General features: G+C 68.7%; 13 protein-coding genes and 2 pseudogenes. 5 read left to right on the plus strand and 10 right to left on the minus strand.

The annotated features are described in order from the left end of the window. Positions 1–13: 13 nt before the first annotated feature. Entirely contained in the window at positions 14–883 is an 870-nt protein-coding gene (locus WME95_RS18970) for a sterol desaturase family protein (protein ID WP_437909761.1), read from the minus strand. A gap of 63 nt (positions 884–946) precedes the next feature. Here WME95_RS18970 and WME95_RS18975 point away from each other — a divergent pair, with 63 nt between their 5' ends. Further along, positions 947–1618 (plus strand): TetR/AcrR family transcriptional regulator, encoded by a 672-nt coding sequence (locus WME95_RS18975; RefSeq protein ID WP_437909762.1) that lies wholly within the window; start codon positions 947–949, stop codon positions 1616–1618. Between the two features lie 55 nt (positions 1619–1673). On the opposite strand, the pseudogene WME95_RS18980 reads toward WME95_RS18975, so the two are convergent. From WME95_RS18980 to WME95_RS18990, 3 genes and pseudogenes are all read right to left on the minus strand, one after another. Continuing rightward, positions 1674–1823, minus strand: a pseudogene (locus tag WME95_RS18980) (multicopper oxidase domain-containing protein); the annotation flags it as partial. A gap of 67 nt (positions 1824–1890) precedes the next feature. Further along, positions 1891–3201, minus strand: coding sequence for a multicopper oxidase family protein (locus WME95_RS18985; protein ID WP_437909763.1), 1311 nt, complete (start codon positions 3199–3201; stop codon positions 1891–1893). 1 nt (position 3202) lies between these two features. After that, positions 3203–4621: a TolC family protein gene (locus tag WME95_RS18990; protein ID WP_437909764.1), complete on the minus strand. Its 1419-nt coding sequence runs from the start codon at positions 4619–4621 to the stop codon at positions 3203–3205. A gap of 781 nt (positions 4622–5402) precedes the next feature. On the opposite strand from WME95_RS18990, the gene WME95_RS18995 reads away from it, so the two are divergent. Continuing rightward, entirely contained in the window at positions 5403–5996 is a 594-nt protein-coding gene (locus WME95_RS18995; protein ID WP_437911000.1) for a DUF1326 domain-containing protein, read from the plus strand. A gap of 217 nt (positions 5997–6213) precedes the next feature. Here WME95_RS18995 and WME95_RS19000 read toward each other — a convergent pair whose 3' ends face one another. Both WME95_RS19000 and WME95_RS19005 read right to left on the minus strand, forming a co-directional pair. After that, complete coding sequence (locus WME95_RS19000) at positions 6214–7128, minus strand: phytochelatin synthase family protein (protein ID WP_437909765.1); 915 nt, start codon at positions 7126–7128, stop codon at positions 6214–6216. A gap of 334 nt (positions 7129–7462) precedes the next feature. Further along, positions 7463–7981 (minus strand): annotated as a pseudogene (locus tag WME95_RS19005) (multicopper oxidase domain-containing protein); the annotation flags it as partial. 424 nt (positions 7982–8405) lie between these two features. Here WME95_RS19005 and WME95_RS19010 point away from each other — a divergent pair. The 3 genes from WME95_RS19010 (at position 8406) to WME95_RS19020 (ending at position 12042) form a co-directional block, all read left to right on the plus strand. Beyond that, complete coding sequence (locus tag WME95_RS19010) at positions 8406–8882, plus strand: hypothetical protein (RefSeq protein ID WP_437909766.1); 477 nt, start codon at positions 8406–8408, stop codon at positions 8880–8882. Then, complete coding sequence (locus WME95_RS19015; RefSeq protein ID WP_437909767.1) at positions 8879–10282, plus strand: multicopper oxidase family protein; 1404 nt, start codon at positions 8879–8881, stop codon at positions 10280–10282. The genes WME95_RS19010 and WME95_RS19015 overlap by 4 nt, the downstream gene beginning before the upstream one ends. 443 nt (positions 10283–10725) lie before the next feature. Then, complete coding sequence (locus WME95_RS19020; protein WP_437909768.1) at positions 10726–12042, plus strand: aminotransferase class V-fold PLP-dependent enzyme; 1317 nt, start codon at positions 10726–10728, stop codon at positions 12040–12042. Positions 12043–12144: 102 nt separating this feature from the next. Here WME95_RS19020 and WME95_RS19025 read toward each other — a convergent pair whose 3' ends face one another. The 4 genes from WME95_RS19025 to WME95_RS19040 form a co-directional block, all read right to left on the minus strand. Further along, positions 12145–13377: a hypothetical protein gene (locus WME95_RS19025; protein ID WP_437909769.1), complete on the minus strand. Its 1233-nt coding sequence runs from the start codon at positions 13375–13377 to the stop codon at positions 12145–12147. Positions 13378–13444: 67 nt separating this feature from the next. Continuing rightward, positions 13445–14482 (minus strand): cysteine synthase family protein, encoded by a 1038-nt coding sequence (locus WME95_RS19030; RefSeq protein ID WP_437909770.1) that lies wholly within the window; start codon positions 14480–14482, stop codon positions 13445–13447. A 446-nt stretch (positions 14483–14928) separates the two neighbouring features. Further along, a complete protein-coding gene (locus tag WME95_RS19035) occupies positions 14929–15735 on the minus strand; it encodes a hypothetical protein (RefSeq protein ID WP_437909771.1) in 807 nt (268 codons plus the stop codon). A 307-nt stretch (positions 15736–16042) separates the two neighbouring features. Further along, entirely contained in the window at positions 16043–16870 is an 828-nt protein-coding gene (locus WME95_RS19040; protein WP_437909772.1) for a prolipoprotein diacylglyceryl transferase, read from the minus strand. Positions 16871–17029 lie beyond the last annotated feature (159 nt).

Consider the following 17029-nt stretch of genomic DNA (forward strand, 5'->3'; position numbering starts at 1 on the left):
AGGCGCGAAGAGGTCAGCGTCGGAACGGCAGGGCCAGCACCTTCCAGAACTGCTGCGACGGCGGATAGCCCGCGGAGGGGTCGACCCCCAGGCGGCGCGGGGCCGCGTCCGGCCGGTACACGAACGTCCCGAAGACCAGATCCCACAGCGGAAGTACGGTCCCGAAGTTCCGGGCCTCGTCGATGTCGGCGCTGTGATGATAGCGGTGCAGCTCGGTGCCGATGAACACGTAATTCAGGAATCCGGCGCGGATGTCGACGTTGAAGTGCGAAATCATCGTCTGCAGATCGATGAGCAACATCACCGCGAAGACGGCCTGCGGCGACAGCCCCAAGAACAGCAGGGTCGACTGGATCAGCACCGCCGAGATGAGCGCGTTGAGGGGGTGAAACACGCCGTGCATCACCACGTAGACGCGATCCGGAAGGTGATGCGCCAGGTGGATCTTCCACAAGAAGCGCCCCAGGGCTCCGTTGCCTTCGTGGCTGAGGCGATGGAACCAGTACTGCAGCAGCTCGAAGACCACAAGGAAGACACCCACGCTGAGGGGCACGGAGGCGCTGGCGAGCGGGCCCTGATGCCGCTCGCTGAGCCACAGGGCCAGCGTGCCGAAGCCGGTCCGCACCACCGCGATGGTGACGCCGGAGGCCAGCAGGTACTTGAGGTCGCGCCAGAAGCTCTGGCGGGTCATGCCCCAGTCCGGCGACAGCGGCAGCAGGCGCTCGACGGTGATGAGAAAGACGATCAGGCCCAGGAGGTAGCCCCACAGGGCGCGGCTCAGGTCCCAGCCCTGCGTCACGGCGGCGTAGATGATGTACAAGGTCACCGCCAGCAGCAGCGGGTACAGCAGGCGGCTCGTCATCCAGATCAGCGTTCCTCGCATGCGATGGATGCTGAGGTTGGGCGCCTCTTCCACCCAGCGACACGGACCGCGGATTGAACGTTAATGAACAAGAGCTCGAAAAAGTCCGGAAACGAGGACAGGGACAGGGGCGGCGACAGGGCGCGGGCCGCCGGCAAGATCGCGGATCGGCGCGTGCAGGATCGGCGCGTGCAGGATCGGCGCGTGCAGAAGACCCGGAAGCTGCTCTCGGACGCCCTGGTCGCGCTGATCCTGGAGAAGGGCTATGACGAGGTGTCGATCCAGGACATCATCGATCGGGCCAACGTCGGGCGGTCCACGTTCTACGCGCACTACGAGAACAAGGAGCAGCTGCTGCTGTTCGGACACGAGCACCTGCGGGCGCTGTTCCTGCGGGATGCGGGACGTCCGCTCGACTTGCTGCCGTTTTACCGCCACCTCGCCGAGATGCACGAGCTGGTGCACAAGCTCCTGTCCGCGGAGAAGAGCGAGCGGGTGCTGACGCGCTCCCTGGAGGACATCCTGCAGGGCAGCATCTGCCGTCTGTACGCTCCGCGGATGGCGCCGGAGGAGGGGGCCCTGTTCATGCTCCGCTGCGAGGCGGCGGCGGCGGCGCTGGTGCGGCTGATGACGAGCTGGGTCCACAAGGGAATGCCGTGCTCACCGGAGCGGATGGCGGAGGAGAGCACGGCGCTGCTGCAGCGGGTCCTCGCGGACGAGCGGGCCGCGGCGAGCGGACGGACGCGGAAGGAGTGAGGCGCGACCGCGCCAGCACGTCAAGGCACCACGGATTTTCGGGCTGGCGACGCGTTCACATCGACTTCACGTCGAGCAGCGACATCATGCCGGCCTCGGCGTGCTCCAGGATGTGGCAATGGAGCATCCAGCGCCCCTCGTCGAGAGGAACCAGGCCGACATCGACGGTCTCACGCCCGTGGACCAGCACGGTGTCACGGAAGTACGGCTCGTCGGCTGATCGGCCAGAACATCAGGGATGAATGCTGCGCGGATTGTGCTCGTCCGTCGCGCTACTTCCGCGCGCTCGGATCGATGCCGTCCGCGCGCATCTTCTCTGCGGCGGCCGGTCCGGCGACCGTGCCGGCCGGGTGCGTGTACCAGCCGTTCGGGTCGGCCTTGCCCGGCTCGTCGCGGACCTTCAGGACCGTGAACATCCCGCCCATGTCGATGTACGAGAAGGGCCCGTCGCCACCCTTCATCGGCAGGCTGTTCGGCGGCGTCGGCATGGGCATCTCGCCCATGCCGCCCATGCCCGTGGTCCCCATGGTCATGTAGTCGGGCATCACGCGGCTCATGCGCCGGTCGAGCGTGCGGGTGTTCGCGCCGACCATGTTCGGCAGCCCATGACCCATCTGCATCATCACGTGATGGGTCATGTGGCAGTGCACGGCCCAGTCGCCCGGCTCCTCGGGCACGAACTCGATGACCCGCGTGCTGCCGACCGGCACCAGGACCGTGGTCTCCGGGTACTGCGCGGACGCGGGGACGTACCCGCCGTCCGTCGCCGTGACCTGGAACGAGAGCCCGTGCAGGTGGATCGGGTGGTGGTCCATCGGCCCCAGGTTCCCGAGGCGGATGCGCACGCGCTCGCCGCGGCCGACCACGAGCGGCGCCGTCGCCGGAAACGCCTTGCCGTTGAAGGTGAGCACGTTGAAGTCGCTCATCGCGTTCGGGTCCGGCCGGCGCGCTCCCGGCCTGATCAGCCACTCGTGCGTCATGAGCACGAAGTCCCTGTCCACGCGCGGCCCACGAGGCTTCTTCGGATGCACGATGAACATCCCCACGCCGCCGAGCGCGATCTGGGTCATCTCGTCGAAATGGGAATGGTACATGTACGTCCCCGGGTACCGGACCACGAACTCGTAGACGTACGTTTCCCCGGGCGGGATCGGGCGCTGGTTGAGCCCCGACACTCCATCCATCCCGTTCGGGAGCACGAGCCCATGCCAGTGCACCGACGTCGGCTCTGGCAGGCGGTTCGTGACGTAGATCCGGAGCCGGTCCCCCTCGACGGCCTCGATCGTCGGCCCGGGCGTGCTCCCGTTGTAACCCCAGGCCTCGGTCTTCAGTCCGGGGGCGAACTCGTGCTGGATCGGCTCGGCGATGAGGTGCCCCACCTTGACCCCATCCACGACCCGCCAGGGGAGCGTGCTGCCGTTGGGCGTCACGACCGCAGGCTGATTCCCCGCGCTCGCGATCCGAGCGCCGGCGGGCTGCCCCGCGGTCTGCTCGGGGCGCTCCTGTGCACGGGCCAAGCCTCGCGTGAGGAGGGCGGCTCCGGCGGCGAGGCCGCCCACATGGATGAAAGAACGTCGGTCCATCTCAGTGTCCTCCTCCGCTCTCTGCGGCTCCGGACATCGGAGCAGGAGCGATCGTGCCCATCACCTCCACGCGACGCCCGGCCAGGATGGCGTCAAAGGCGGCGCGTGAGGTCCAGTAGTCGCGCAATGCGTCCACCTGCGCGAGCTCCGCATCGAGCTGCTCCCGGCGGGCCTGGAGCAGCTCGAAGACGCCGGCCTGCATCGCGTTGTACTGGAGCAGCGTCTGCTCCACGACGCGCGTCCGGGCCGGGACGAGGACACGCTGGTGATGCAGGACGCGCGCGTGCGCCGACGCCAGCCGGTTCTGCGCTGCGCGGACCGCCGAACGCACGTCGATCGCGCGCCCGTGGTACCGCTCGAGCAGGCTGTCGAACTCCGCCGTATGCGCCATCGTGGCGCCCTGCTTCCGATCGAAGATCGGCAGCGTGAGCCGGAGCCCGGCGCCGACCTGCCACGCCTCGTCCTCCAGCTCGCCGCGTACGCCGACGGACAGGTCCGGTAACCACCCCGCCGTGCGCGCAAGGCCGGCGCGGCCGGCCGCGGCCTCGAGCCGGCTGCGCAGCTCGGCGAGCTCGAGGCTCGCGGAGAGCGCGCGCGCCTCAGGCCGCGGCGACATGACGAGCTTCTCGGGCGGCCGCGGGATCTCGTCCGCGATACGCCACGAGATCTCCGCCCCGGAGAGCCCGAGCAGCCGCTGGAGCTGCTCGCGCCGCTCGAGGAGCTCCAGCTCGATCCCGGCGACGGCGACGCGGGCAGCCTCATACCCCGCCTCCTGCGTCGCGACGTCGAGCTCCGGCACGTTGCCCGCCTCGAAGAGCGCCCGGGCGGCGTCGCGGGCAGCCGCGAACGCATCCAGGGCCCTGTTCGCCAGGGCGAGGCGCTGCTGGGTCGCCTGCGCGGCATAGAACGCCGCCCGCACGGCGTAGCCGAGCTCGACGACCGCGCCCGCAGCGCGGTAGCGCGCGGCCTCGTGATCCGCCCGCGCCGCCCGTTCGCCGAGCGGCGCCAGGATGGCCGAGGTCAGATCGAACTCGACCCCGAGCTCGACGCGCGTGTGCTCGAGCGTCCCCTGCCGCGGCGTCACCTCGACCTCGAGCTCGGGGTTCGGCAAGACACCTGCTTGCACCAGGTTGCCCCGGGCCACACCGACCTCGCGGAGCGTGGCGCGGAGCTCGCGGTTGTTGAGCAGCGCGACCCGCACGGCGGCGTCCGCGGTGAGCGGTCGCGAGAGCAGCGGCCGCGCGTCGCTGGTGGTCGCCGGCTCGACGTCCTCCGAAGCGGTGCTCGACGGAAGGTCCAGACGGGACAGCTCGCGGATGCGGCCGAGATCGGAGGCTGCCGACGGGGCGGCGCAGCCGGCCGCTGCGGAGAGCGAGAGCCCCGCCGCGAGCAGGAGTGAGCGCCAGGGATCAATGCGCATGGCTCGGCTCCGAGGTGCTGGGCGGCGTAGGGCCGTGATGGTGGCTGTGATCGCCGACGGCGGGCTTGGGATCAGCGGCACCGGCGGGCTTGGAATCAGCGGCACCGGCGGGATGGTGACCCGCGCCGTGGTGGTGATGACCATGGCCGTGCGCAGGCTGGGTGCCTGTCGCCGCCCCTGGAGCGAGCCCAACCCACCCGCCGCTCGGCTCGCCGGGCAGCGGCGGATCTTCGGCGAGGGCGATGGCGACCCGCTGAGCAGGAGCCTCCGCGCCCGCCGGCGAGGAGGGGGACGACGTCGGGAAGCTCGCCGGGACGCTGCGCGGCGCACAGCCGGCGAGGACGGCCGGCAGCAATACGAAAGCGAGTGTCCTCTCGATACTTGATGTGTTTGTCAGAGCGTTCCACCACGACATGGTCGTTCCTCCTGAAGAGCTCATCGCCGGGAGCTCGGTCGCCCAGGTAGACAGATCGTCAACGCGCGCCTGGTTCCAGGCGGACGGCCGTGAGCGCTCTGCTTCCGGGCTGCACTTCGCAGACGCGGGGAACCTGGCGGCATTACACCGCCAGCTCGATCCGCCGGACTGCGCCCGGGCGAGCGATGAGAGAGAGCCGTAACCGACGCGCCCGCCCGGTCGATGTGTCGGCCCGGTAGCGGAGGCTCAGTGCCCCGCGCCGTGCCCGCAACCCCGCTTCTTCTCGGGATCGCCTTTCGCCGGCGGCGCACTGCACGAGCAGTCGACGCACCCGTCGTCGGCGCAGGCCCCGCACGACGCGACCACCTGCTTGCGCAGGGCCTCCCGGGCGCGGAAGAGGCGCACAGCCGCGTTGTTCGCGGGGAGTGCCTCTTCACGCTGGTCTGGCAGATCCACGAGGGTCACTACGCAGGCGTCGACCTCTCGGGGCTCGGGGTCGTCAGCATCGGCGAGTTCAAGGGGAACATGTGGGTCGGCGACCCGAACGCCATGATGAAGCTGATGTTCTACATCGATGCCAAGGCCGACTCCGACCAGCGGCGTGCGTTGGAAAGCATCTTCATTGGCAAGGAGGGTGGTTGGCCCGGGAAGTTCGGCTCCCTGATCAGCGAGGTGCGCAGCATCGAGTACGCACCCATCAGGTTCGAAGCCCCCGCCGACCTGGCGCACTGGAGGGCCGAGATCCCGGGGCGGGTCAAGGTGGGGGCGCGAGCGCTCACCGGACCGACCGCGGACCCCAACCGCCGGGTGCAGCTGATCAACGCCCCGGGCGCCGAAGTCGGCCCCGGGCAGGTGGCCACCTGGGGCGTGGTCGAGGACGACCTCGCCACCGGCTTCGACTTCTCCCACGCCTACAAGGGCGGTTCCAGCAAGCACTTCCCCTTCGACTGGCGTCCGTAGTGACGCCTCTGAACGTGGTGTAGAGCGGCGCTCCACTGGATCCGGCGCCGTCGTCGTTGGCCGCGATCGTCGCTGCTGACGGCGAGACCAGGCGCAGGCAAGCGTCGCCGGTGCCGGATCCGCCGGGCGCGCCGCAGGTGCCGAAGACATCGTGCGGCTGGGCCCGCACTGGGGCACCCCACGTTGACGAGCACGACCACGGCCAGCTCGATACCTGCTACAGCGGCGGTGGGCGAGCGTCGAGAGCTGCCACCTGGGCGCGCAACCGCGCCAGGTGCTGCTTGACCGTCTGGGGCAGGTCGGGGCGCCGCAGCAGCTCGAGCAGACGCGGCATGCTGGAGACTCCCTCGCGCAGGCAGCCGGTCAGCACCAGAACGTCGGTGCCGTCGAGATCGCGGAGAAAGCGCTCGACCTCGGCCCAGTTGGCCTCGTGCAGCGCAGCCGCAGGCGCCACCGCGTGCTCGCGCCGGATCGTCACGAACCCGCGGGACCGCCCGGAGGTGGGGTCGACAGGCAGCATGGCGCGATGAAGCGCTTCGAGCGGGACCCAGTGAGGCGGGTACTTGAAGCGCGCCACGTCGAGCAGGAGCGCGAGGTCGCGGTCCGGGTGCATTCCACCGACCGGCGAGAAGTGGCCGCTCCCGGTCTGGTCCAGCGTCCGGCGGTCATAGGCGACGACCACGTGGTTGTCCTCGGCGCGCGAGGTGGCTTCTCGGACCGCGGCGCGGAGCGCCTCCAGCGAGGAGGTCTCCGCGAAGCTCACGTCGGCCCGGGCGCCATTGCACCGGGCCAAGCACGCAAACTGCGTCAGCGTGATGCCGTCGCGAGCAACGTCGTCGAGGGAGCGGCAACAGTCGAGTTGCTCCTCCGAGAACCAGCGCCAGGGTCCCTTCCAGACGCGCCCCGGATCGATCTCCAGCGCGTTGAGGACCATGACCAGCGTCCCCAGGCCGCAGAAGGCAGGCTCAGCCTGAGTGTGGAACTGCTCGATGAGAGGGAAGAAACTCTCCATCGTCCCCAGGGCGAGCGCTTCGCGAAAGACCGCGCGCCCCTCCTCGGAGGAGAACGCGATGCAGCCCGGTGGTAAGGGGCGCTTGTGATACGAGGGCATGGCGGAGGGGACGCGTTGCATGGTCCAGCGCAGCGTATCAGAGTGCCCCCTCGCCGTGCTGGCCCGCACGGCCTGTCCCATGAGGCATTGTGCGGTCGCCTTCCTGGAACGTGACCGGTCGCCACGCAGGCTGTGGGGTGAAGGCGGCCCCTTCGAACCATAGATAAGTTATCGATAACGTATTAGCTGCGGGCCCCGATCTGTCCCCGGTCCATCCATGCGCGCGCCAGGTTGGCCGCAACGACACCTGCCACGAGCCCGCCGATCAGCCCGGCCGCCTCGCCGAACAGCAGCGCGCTGCATCGAAGGGCGGCGACCGAGCCGACCCCGAGCACCATCCAGGCGCCCCATCCAGCGGGTGGAACCAGAACGTGCCGGCGTCCTTGGGGGCGAACTCGTAGACGAACGTCCCTCCCGGCGGCACAGCCGGCTGCGTGACGCCGGGCACGCCGTCCATCGCGTTCGGGAGGCGCACGCCGTGCCAGTGCACGGTGGTCGGCCGCGTGAGCCGGTTCGTGAACGTCACGCGGAGCCGCTCGCCGAGGCGGACGCGGATTGTCGGCCCGGGGACCTGGCCGTTGTAGGCCCAGACATCCAGAGGCTGCCCGTCGAGCAACGGCAGGGTCACCGGGCCGGCCTCAAGCGCGACGTCGCGGACGACTCCGGTCGGTTCTGCCGCCTCCGGGTAAGACCCCTCGAACTCCCGCACCTGGGCGCTCAGCGGCTTGCCGCCGGCGGACACGGCGCCGGCCGACGCGGCGCCGGGCTCCGGCGCGCGCCAGGGAGGATGGGACCGGAGAAGCAACGCCGCCGCGATCCCCGTGACGAGCGTCGCGCCGATGATCAGCCGAACCCGTTGCGACGCGGTTGCCATCGTCTCGTGTCCCTCCGCTCACGTTCCGTGGTGCTCGTGGAAGCCGACCCCGGGGGTGTCGTTCCAGCGGCCGGTTGCGTAGCACATGATGGGTTCTCCTTTCATCCCTGTTTGGACGACGCGCGAGCCTCCGCGTCATTACATGTCGAGCGCCGAGGCTCAGCTCGCCTGCCTCGGGAGCGAGCTCCTCCACCACTGCGCGACCCCGCGACAGGCTCGGAGGCCAGCCCTGCCGGTGAGCGGACGGATCGAAGAACGTGGCGGGCATCCGCCTCTGGGCGCCGCGGGCGAAAAAAAACGTGTCCGCGCGTCACGCCTGGCCCGCTGGTGCCTAGAACAAGCGGCGACGTCCCGTTACACCTCGCCGCTGTGACCAGATGGGTTACATTTGGGGGACACCAGGAACCAGCAAGGAGACACCGTCATGGCTTACGCTCGACTCATCGGCCTCGCCGCCGTCAGCCTCGCCCTCGCCGCCTGCGGAGGCTCGGAGACGGGGAGCTCTTCCGCCGGCGCCACGGGAGGGGGCGGCGGCGCGGGAGCAGCGAGCGGCACGGGGGGGCACGGCGGTACGGGAGAGGGAGGCGGGAGCGGCGGCGGGCCTCTGGCGATGGCGCCCGACGCGCCGGTGCTGTCGTTCGTGATGCCGATGCTGGAGGTGCTTCACGTCGAGTGGGTGCCGCAGCCGGAGTGCGATCAGATCGAGGCCGAGCGCAAGGACCCGATGCACGACTACGCCGTCGCCTTCACCGTCGCAGGATCGAAGAAGGCCTACATGGACTCCGAGGCGACGGAGGACATGGAGTACACGTACCGTCTTCGCTGCAAGGAGGGCGAGGCCTACTCCGGGTACTCCAACGAGATGTCCGGCAACCCCACCGACGAGGAGAGCGAACATTGATACGGCTTTCGCGAGCTCTTTCGGGCGTCGCCTTGCTGTCGCTGCTCGCGGCCGGGTGTGCCGCCGATCGGGTAGAGGAGCCGCCCGCCCACGATGCCTGGGGCGAGCCCGCCGCCGCGCCCGACACGAACCCCGATCCCAGGATCGTCGAGGTCGACCTCGAGGCCAAGGAGGCAGAGAAGACCTACCTGGAGGGCACGACCACCGCGGTCTGGTCCTACAACGGTACGGTCCCCGGGCCCCTCATCGAGGCCAACGTGGGCGACACGCTGATCGTCCACTTCAAGAACAGCCTGCCGGAAGAGACGACCATCCACTGGCACGGCGTCCGGGTGCCCAACGAGATGGACGGCGTGATGGCCGTGCAGGAGCCGATAGCGCCCGGCGAGACGTTCACGTATGAGTTCACGCTGCGGGACGCGGGGTTTTACTGGTTCCACCCGCACGTGATGGAGCCGGAGCAGATCCAGAAGGGGCTCTTCGGCCTCATCCGGGTGCGTGGACCGAACGAGCCGGAGGCCGATGTCGAGAAGATCGCCGTGCTCGGGGACGTGTTCCTGAACAAGGACGGGACGTTCAATGAAGAGCTCGACGACGACACGATCATGATGGGCCGCGAGGGCAATGTCGTGCTCGTCAACGGCCACGTGATGCCAGCGCTCGATGTGCATCCGGGCGGGCTCACGCGTCTCCGGATCGTCAACGTGGCGAACGGGCGCTTCTTCAACCTGGCGCTCCCGGGCCACACGTTCCGCGTCATCGGCGCCGACGGCGGGCTGATCCCGAAGCCGTACGATACCGAGAGGCTCCTGGTCTCTCCCGGCGAGCGCTACGACGTGCTGTTGATCGCCGGCGGCGAGCCGGGAACGGAGCTCACCCTGATGAACGAGCCCTACGAGCGCGGGCACCACACCGGACTGGCCGAGCCGATGCCGCTCGCCAGGGTGCGGATCGGCGAGGGGCCCGGGCTGTCCGGGCGCACGCTCCCCGAGACGGGCCCCGCCATCGAGCGGCTGCCGGGCGGGCCGGCGGAGGCGACGATCACGTTCGACGAGGGGTATGTCGACGGCAAGCTGACGTTCACGATCGACGGCAAGGCGTTTCCGGACGTGCCGCCGATCGACGTCCAGGAGGGATCGGTCCATGTCTATGACCTGAAGAACGACGCCGAGATGGACCACCCGTTCCACCTGCACGGCTTCTTCTTCCAGGTCCTGGCCAGGGACGATGTGCCGGTGGCCGACGAGGAGCTCGCCAACAAGGACACCGTAATCCTGCCGCAGCGGTCCACCGTGCGCATCGTGACGCGCTTCGATGAGCCGGGCATGTGGATGTATCACTGCCATATCCTCGAGCACACCGAGCGCGGCATGATGGGCGAGATCCACGTCGAGCCCTGAGGACCCGCTCACCTCCGGAGGTCGAGCAGGCGTCGCGCGAGCGCCGCGGCGGCGACCCATGCCGGGATGACCTGAAGGATACCCGTGATCTCGAAGATCGCATTGCCAGAGCCCGCGGCACGTCACCCCAAGGTGCGGGTCTTCCTGGACTTCGCCTCCACGCTGCTCGGATCACCCCGTTCGTGAGAGGCCCGGCGCAGCCCGACGCGAGCGCCCGTCCACTGGCCTGAGGGGGGCGCCGAGCGGATACTTCACGGTGGTCGGTCCCAAGATGATCAGCTAACGATCTCGCCAGGACGTGCCGGGTATACCGGCGGCCGTGGGACCTGGCGCCGCCATGCCTGATGACCTCGCCAGGTACACGAGGACGTGCGCGATAGAGGGGCGAGCTCGCCAGTTGACGGGTGGACACCCAGCCATGCCGGATTTGATGGAGGAACTGGATGACCTTATCCAGGCGTCGCTTGTTTGCTGAAATCGCCACGGTCGCCGCTGCCCTTGGAGCCTGCCGGGCAGCTCATCCCGAGGTGGAAGACCCTACCCCCGTGGCCGCACCGGCGGGGAGCGATCCGATGGCCCTGGCGCGGGACGAGCGGTTCTGGCGCAGGATCGCTCGCCAGTACCAGGTGAGTCCAGACTTCACCAACCTAGAAAACGGCTACTATGGAATCATGCCTGAGCCGGTGTATTGTGAGTACCTGCGCAACACCAGGCGGCTCAACGACTCGAGCTCGTACCTGCTGCGCACCACCTACAAGGGCGAGGAGGAACGGGTCCGCGAGCGGCTCGCCGCTGTGGCGGGCGTGTCGAAGGACGAGATCGCGCTCACCCGGGGCGGCACCGAGGCGCTGCAGAACCTCATCGCGGGCTATAACCGGCTGCGCCCCGGGGACGCTGTCATGTACGCCGACGTCGACTACTACAGCTGCCAGTACGCCTTCAACTGGCTGCGCGATCGGCGCGGCGTGGACGTCGTGACCATCTCGATCCCGGAGCCGCCGACCAGGCAGGTCGTCCTCAACACCTATGCCAGGGCGCTGCACGAGCACCCGCGGGTCAAGCTGCTTCTGCTCACCCATATCAACAATCGCACCGGCCTCGTCGTGCCCGTGCGCGAGGTCGTCGCCATGGCCAGGGACGCCGGCGTGGACGTGATCGTCGACGCGGCCCACTCCTGGGGTCAGCTGGACTTCGCGATCGGCGACCTGAACGCGGACTTCGCTGGGTTCTCGTTGCACAAGTGGATGAATGCACCGCTCGGCGCCGGTTTCCTCTATATCCGCAAGGGTCGGACCGCCGACATCGACCGCTTCCTCGCCGACGAGGTCCACCCGGCAGACGACGTGCGCTCGCGGGTTCACTCGGGCACGCTCGACATCGCCCCCTTCCTTACCCTGCCGGTCGCATTGGACTGTCACCTCGCGCTGGGCGCTGCGGCGAAGCAGGCCCGGCTACGCTACCTGCGGGATTGCTGGGTCAGTCGGGCGAGACAGATTGGCAACGTCGAGGTGCTGACCCCGGACGACCCGGAGATGTACGGGGCGATCACGTCGTTCCGGATAGCCGGGCGAACCTCGGAGGCCGACAACGTGGCGATCGCCGATTATCTGATGGACACGCACCGGATCTTCACGGTGCGCCGCGGCGGGCTCGCGAAAGGTGACTGCGTGCGGGTGACCCCTGCCTTGTATACATCGGTCGATGACGTCAATCGTTTGGCGAGTGCTCTGGTGGATGTCGCTCATCGGTTTCGAAGCTGACAGAGGTCGCCGGAAGCGCGCACCGCGAAGAACGGACCACGCAGCATCGGGAATGCCGGCGGGCGGGTTCGCCCGTGGCATGGGGGCAAGAGAGCCTCCCGGTCAGTGCGCTTGAGCCCGCTCGGCACGCTGGCGCAGCCCGAGACTCAGCCATAGGACCTCGGCGGCGAGGGCGGCGAGCATGGCCACCGCGGCCGCCGTGGCGCCGGGCATCTTCGCTCGGATCCCCAGGGCAGCAGCGCCCAGGAGGACCGTTGTTCCGAGCCATGTCGCAACATTGACCCGGCTCGTGCGACCTTCGCTGATCAGGAACCCCTGAACCGCGTTTTGAAGTGAGATGACCATCGGCACGATGGAGCAAAGGAGGACGACGGGCAATACTCCTGCCAGAAGGGACGAGTCATGTCCGAGGAAGGCGCTCAGCAAGAGCCGCCCAGGCGACGTCACCGCGACGCCGAGCAGAAGCAGCGTACAGGGTACTCCGACGCTCAGCGCAAACCGAACCAGGAGGCCGTCCGACGCCTGGCCGCGGCTCTGGATGATGACTTGCTGGACCATGCGCGTCGTGTTCGCGATCAAGAGCACGAAGCCCCACGCGGCGGGCCAGGCAGCCAGCGCGACGGGCGCATCTGCGGCGCGTGCCACGAGCGCCACGAGGATCGCGCGTCCCCCCCAGACCACGAGCATGGAGTTGGCGAGCGGCCAGTAGAACCGCCAGACGCCGGCGACATCCGTCGGGAGGTCGCGCGCGTCTGCGGTTTGCGGCGCGTGAGCTGTGCCGAGTTTCCTGGCCGCTGCCGTCACCATCAGCGCCTCGGAGATCACGCCCAGGAGGAGCGCCGTGCCCGCGAGCCAGGCGCCTGGCATGCCGGTCGCGAACCCGACCGCGAGCACGGCGGCGACGACGGCGAGCCTAGCCAGACCCGCCCGGCCCACCTGCCTGGCGTGGCCGGCGCGGATGAGCTGGCCCTGGAAGTAGCGCCGCCATCCGATCGCGGCCGGCCAGAGGATCAAGAGGAGCAGGACGACCTGCGCACGTTCACCGATTGCGCCGTCGAGGCGCAAGACATGCCGCCCCAGGAACGAGAAGGCGGGCGGCGACGCCAACAGCATGAGGCCGCCCGTAAGGACCGCTATGGCGATCATCATGAAGCGAAAGAGCGCCCTCCGGGACGCCACGGCAGCCGAGAGCGCGTTCGAGGCGTGCAGGAGCATGATGATCGGACTCTCGAAGAACACTGCGAGCGACTTCGCCACACCGGCGGCTGCCAGGTTCACCTGGGCCTCCGGCAGGTGGGCGAGCGTCGTCGTGATGAGCGGTTCGCCGGCCGCCATCGTCACCTCGCTCAGCGACAGCGGGAGGAACTGCGCCCAGAGCGACCGAACCGTCATCTCCGTCGCCTCAGGCTCGCTCATGCCGCGCGTTCTCCATCATCTTCTCGCGGGACACCGGTTCGAGCCTCCGGATCGCCGCCATGAGGGCGTCGTCCTCCAGGATCTCGATGCCCTGCGCGGCGAGCCATTCCCGGTTGTAGACGGTCTCCAGATATCGATCGCCGCGGTCAGGGTTGATGATCACGACCTCTTGGCGCCGCGCGAAGTGCGCTGCGTAGGCCACGCCAGCGGCCACGATCGCGCCGGTCGACGCTCCCAGGAGCAGGCCCTCCTTCTTGGCCAGCGCGTGACAGACGGAGAAGGCCATCTGGTCTGAAATGGAATACGCGGCATCCAGCGCCACCGGAGTGAAATTGGGTGGAACGAAGGAGAGGCCCAGCCCGGTCATCTTGTACGGATGGCGCGGCGTTCCGAGGATGGCGGAGCCGGCCACGTCGACGCCGACGAGCTTGGTGCCGGCGTACCAGCGCTGGAAGAACTTCGCGACCCCAGCGAGCTGGCCGGCCGTGCTGATGCCCAGCACGATCACGTCCGGCGGGCCGCGGAAGGCCTCCTCGATCTCGGGCGCCGTGTAGAGCGCATGGGCCTCAGGGTTCGAAGGATTGAGGTGCTGGCAAGGGTACCACGCGCCGGGGATCTCTCCGGCGAGCTCGGCCGCCTTCCTCATGCGAGCCACCTGCATGGATCCGTGCGCATCCATCGCAGAGAGCGGTACGTCCATGAGCTCCGCGCCGTAGGCCTCCAGCATACGCCGCATGGGCGGGGCGGTCTTGGCATCAACGACGATGATCACGCGGTAGCCCCGGGCCGCCCCGACCATGGCGAGACCGATGCCGAAATTGCCCGAGCTCGACTCGACGATCGTTCCGCCGCGACGCAACAGCCCTCTCGCTTCAGCTTCCTTGATGAGGTACGCGGCGTTCTTCTCCTTGATGCTGCCGCCGGGGTTGCACGACTCCAGCTTGAGGAACAGGTCGTGTCGTTCGCAGACCTCCCCCATGCGGTTCAGGCGGACGAACGGGACATGGCCGATGGCCTCGGTCACGTCGCGGGCGAGACGCGGTCTGCGCTCGCGAAGCCTGCGCTCGCGAAGCGCGAAGGCGGGCGCTCGCGTGCCCTGCCTCCTCACCTCGCGCGCGACGCTCGGTGGCCTGGGCTCAGCGCGCTCGAAGGCCGGCGCCGCCATCGACGGCGCTCGCGTCCTCTTGTTACGGGCGGTCGGGATCAAGGCACGACCGTGATGCATGTGCGTCTTGTCCATTCGCTTGCTGCCTCTCATCCAGTCTCCGGCTGCTCTATTCAGTCTTGCAGCCGTGAGCGCAACGTGCATGCCAGGCCGTTTCAGCGAAATTCCCCGCGAATTTCGGTCCCCGAGCCACTGCAGGTAACTGCATCGGTCACATGAACTGTAACCCTATTAGTTACATCGTTCGCGCCGCGAGCGGCGCCACGTGGAGACCGGCCGCCGTCGGTCACCCGTCGCGGAGGAGCTCATCGAGGCTCGCCATACAGCTTCGCCGCCCCTGCCACGTCGAGCCAGGTCAGCATGTAGTCTCCCCCGTTGGTGCCCTCGCACCGGCTCTCCGCGTTGTAGTGCATCACCGACCCCGGATCATAAGGCGTGAGCGCCCGCCAGCCGGGACGCTCGGTGCAGGCGCCGTTGCCCTCCGGCCGGGCGTGCTCGTGCCGGAAGCCGAGGACGTGCCCGAGCTCGTGCCGGAGGACCCCGGTCAGGGTCTTCGAGGCGGAGCGGGCGATGTTCTCCAGATCGATGAAGACCTGGTGATACCCCCGCGCGACCATGCTCGGAAGGAAAGCTCGCCCGTTGTACGTGGTGCCGCTGGCGGGGACCACCTCGAACAGCACGGGGTGCTCCTCGGACTCGCAGGCCTCGTCCTGGTCGGGCTGGTAGACGAAGCGCACGGCGGCGGCGCTCGCCCAGCTGGACTCGGCCGACCGCGTCGCGGCGACCACCGCGTCATAATCGTCGCCGAAGCGCGGAGAGACGCAATACGTCAAATTCATCTTCTGCTCGTCGCTCCAGCGGTCATCGCTCCCGTCGTCGCGCTTGTTGACGATGAGCGCCCCCGGTTGCCGGCGCACGGCGGAGAGCTCCTTCAGGGTCACGTCGTCGTGAACGCCGATGTCGCCGTCGACGAGATAAGCGCCGTCGTTCGGATCGCGCGGGAGGCTGGCCTTCCATTCATCGAAGCCCTGGTAAGTATCAGCGACGGGCTCGCCCGCATTGGACGACGCGTCGGCGACGCAGCCCGCCGCGAGGGCGGAGGAGGCGGACAAAAGGAGGAGAGAACCTTGAATAGATGGAGGGATGAACATCGTGAGCTCCTTGCTCGGCCGATCCGGGCCAAAACCCCATGATTGCGCGAGGGCCACGCAAGCGCCATACCAGGGCTTCAAGGCCGCCGGGAGGACGGAAGTCCCCGTACCCGGTTCGATCGCCCCGATGGAGGAGCGAAGCGGCCGACTCGTTGTGCCTTCCACGGTCACAGAGGACCGTCACGCGGCATCAGTTTTCGTCGACCGGAGCGCCGCTCAGCGCTCCTGAGTTGTGACCTGTGGGGTCACAGCGCGGTGACCGCGGGTGTCACCGGGACGGCCGCGGCGCGCACCCCGGCGAATGCCGAGGCTGGCCGAGGTCCTCGCGCGCCCGATCGGGTGCCGGCCGAACACGACTGCTTCGGATCAGCAGGACGATCCCTGCTATGAACAGCGCGATCGCGCCGTACTGGCCGGGCGTCAGGCCGGCGTAGCGCACGTCGACGATACGGAGGAAATCGAGCAGAAGCCGGACGGGCGCGTACAGCACAGCCAGGAGCCCCGCAAAGAAGCCCGGCGGCCGCGATCTCTGCCCCAGCGCGGCGATCACCGCCGTGACGGGGATCATGTACAGCGCCTCCTCGAGGCCGAGGTTGTGCCGGATGAGCCCATCCGTGTACTGCTGGCCGAGGAAAAAGGTCGTGACCTTGCCGGGATGATCGAAGGCCAGGAAACAGCCGAGCCGACCCACGGTCCAGCCGAACGGGAGGGCGAAGGCGATGGCGTCCACGTAGCGCCACGCGCGGCCCCCGAGCCGGGCGCGGTGACGGCGGAGGAAGAGCGCCGCGCCCACGACCGCGCCGAGGAAGCCGCCGAACGACGACAGCCCCTCCCAGATGCGGAGCAGGCTCCAGGGATCGGCCAGCGTGTCGGCCGGGAAGTAGACGAGGCGGTCGACCAGGTGGGCGCCGAGGAAGCCACCGACGAGCACCCACGCGAGCAGCCGTCCGGAGATGTCGAGATCGAGCCCCTCGCGGACCGAGCGTCTCTTGAGGACCTGTGCTCCCACGAAGATCCCGAATGCGACCAGCACGCCGAATGAATAGATGTGCAGCGGGCCGAGCTCGAGGGTGGGCTGGGGAATATACGGAATCATGAAAAGCTCGCGGGGTGCATCAGGAATGCCACGCTCCGGAGGCCACTTCGATCCATCGAGGGTCGGCCGGGATCGGCTCGCCACGTGGACCTCGCCCATCATGCCGCGCGACGTGCTCGAGGATGTCGGCGAAAGCGGCGCACGCGCGTGACCCGCGGC

This window comes from Sorangium sp. So ce327, assembly GCF_051530205.1.
In the GTDB taxonomy this organism is placed as follows: domain Bacteria; phylum Myxococcota_A; class Polyangia; order Polyangiales; family Polyangiaceae; genus Sorangium; species Sorangium cellulosum_B.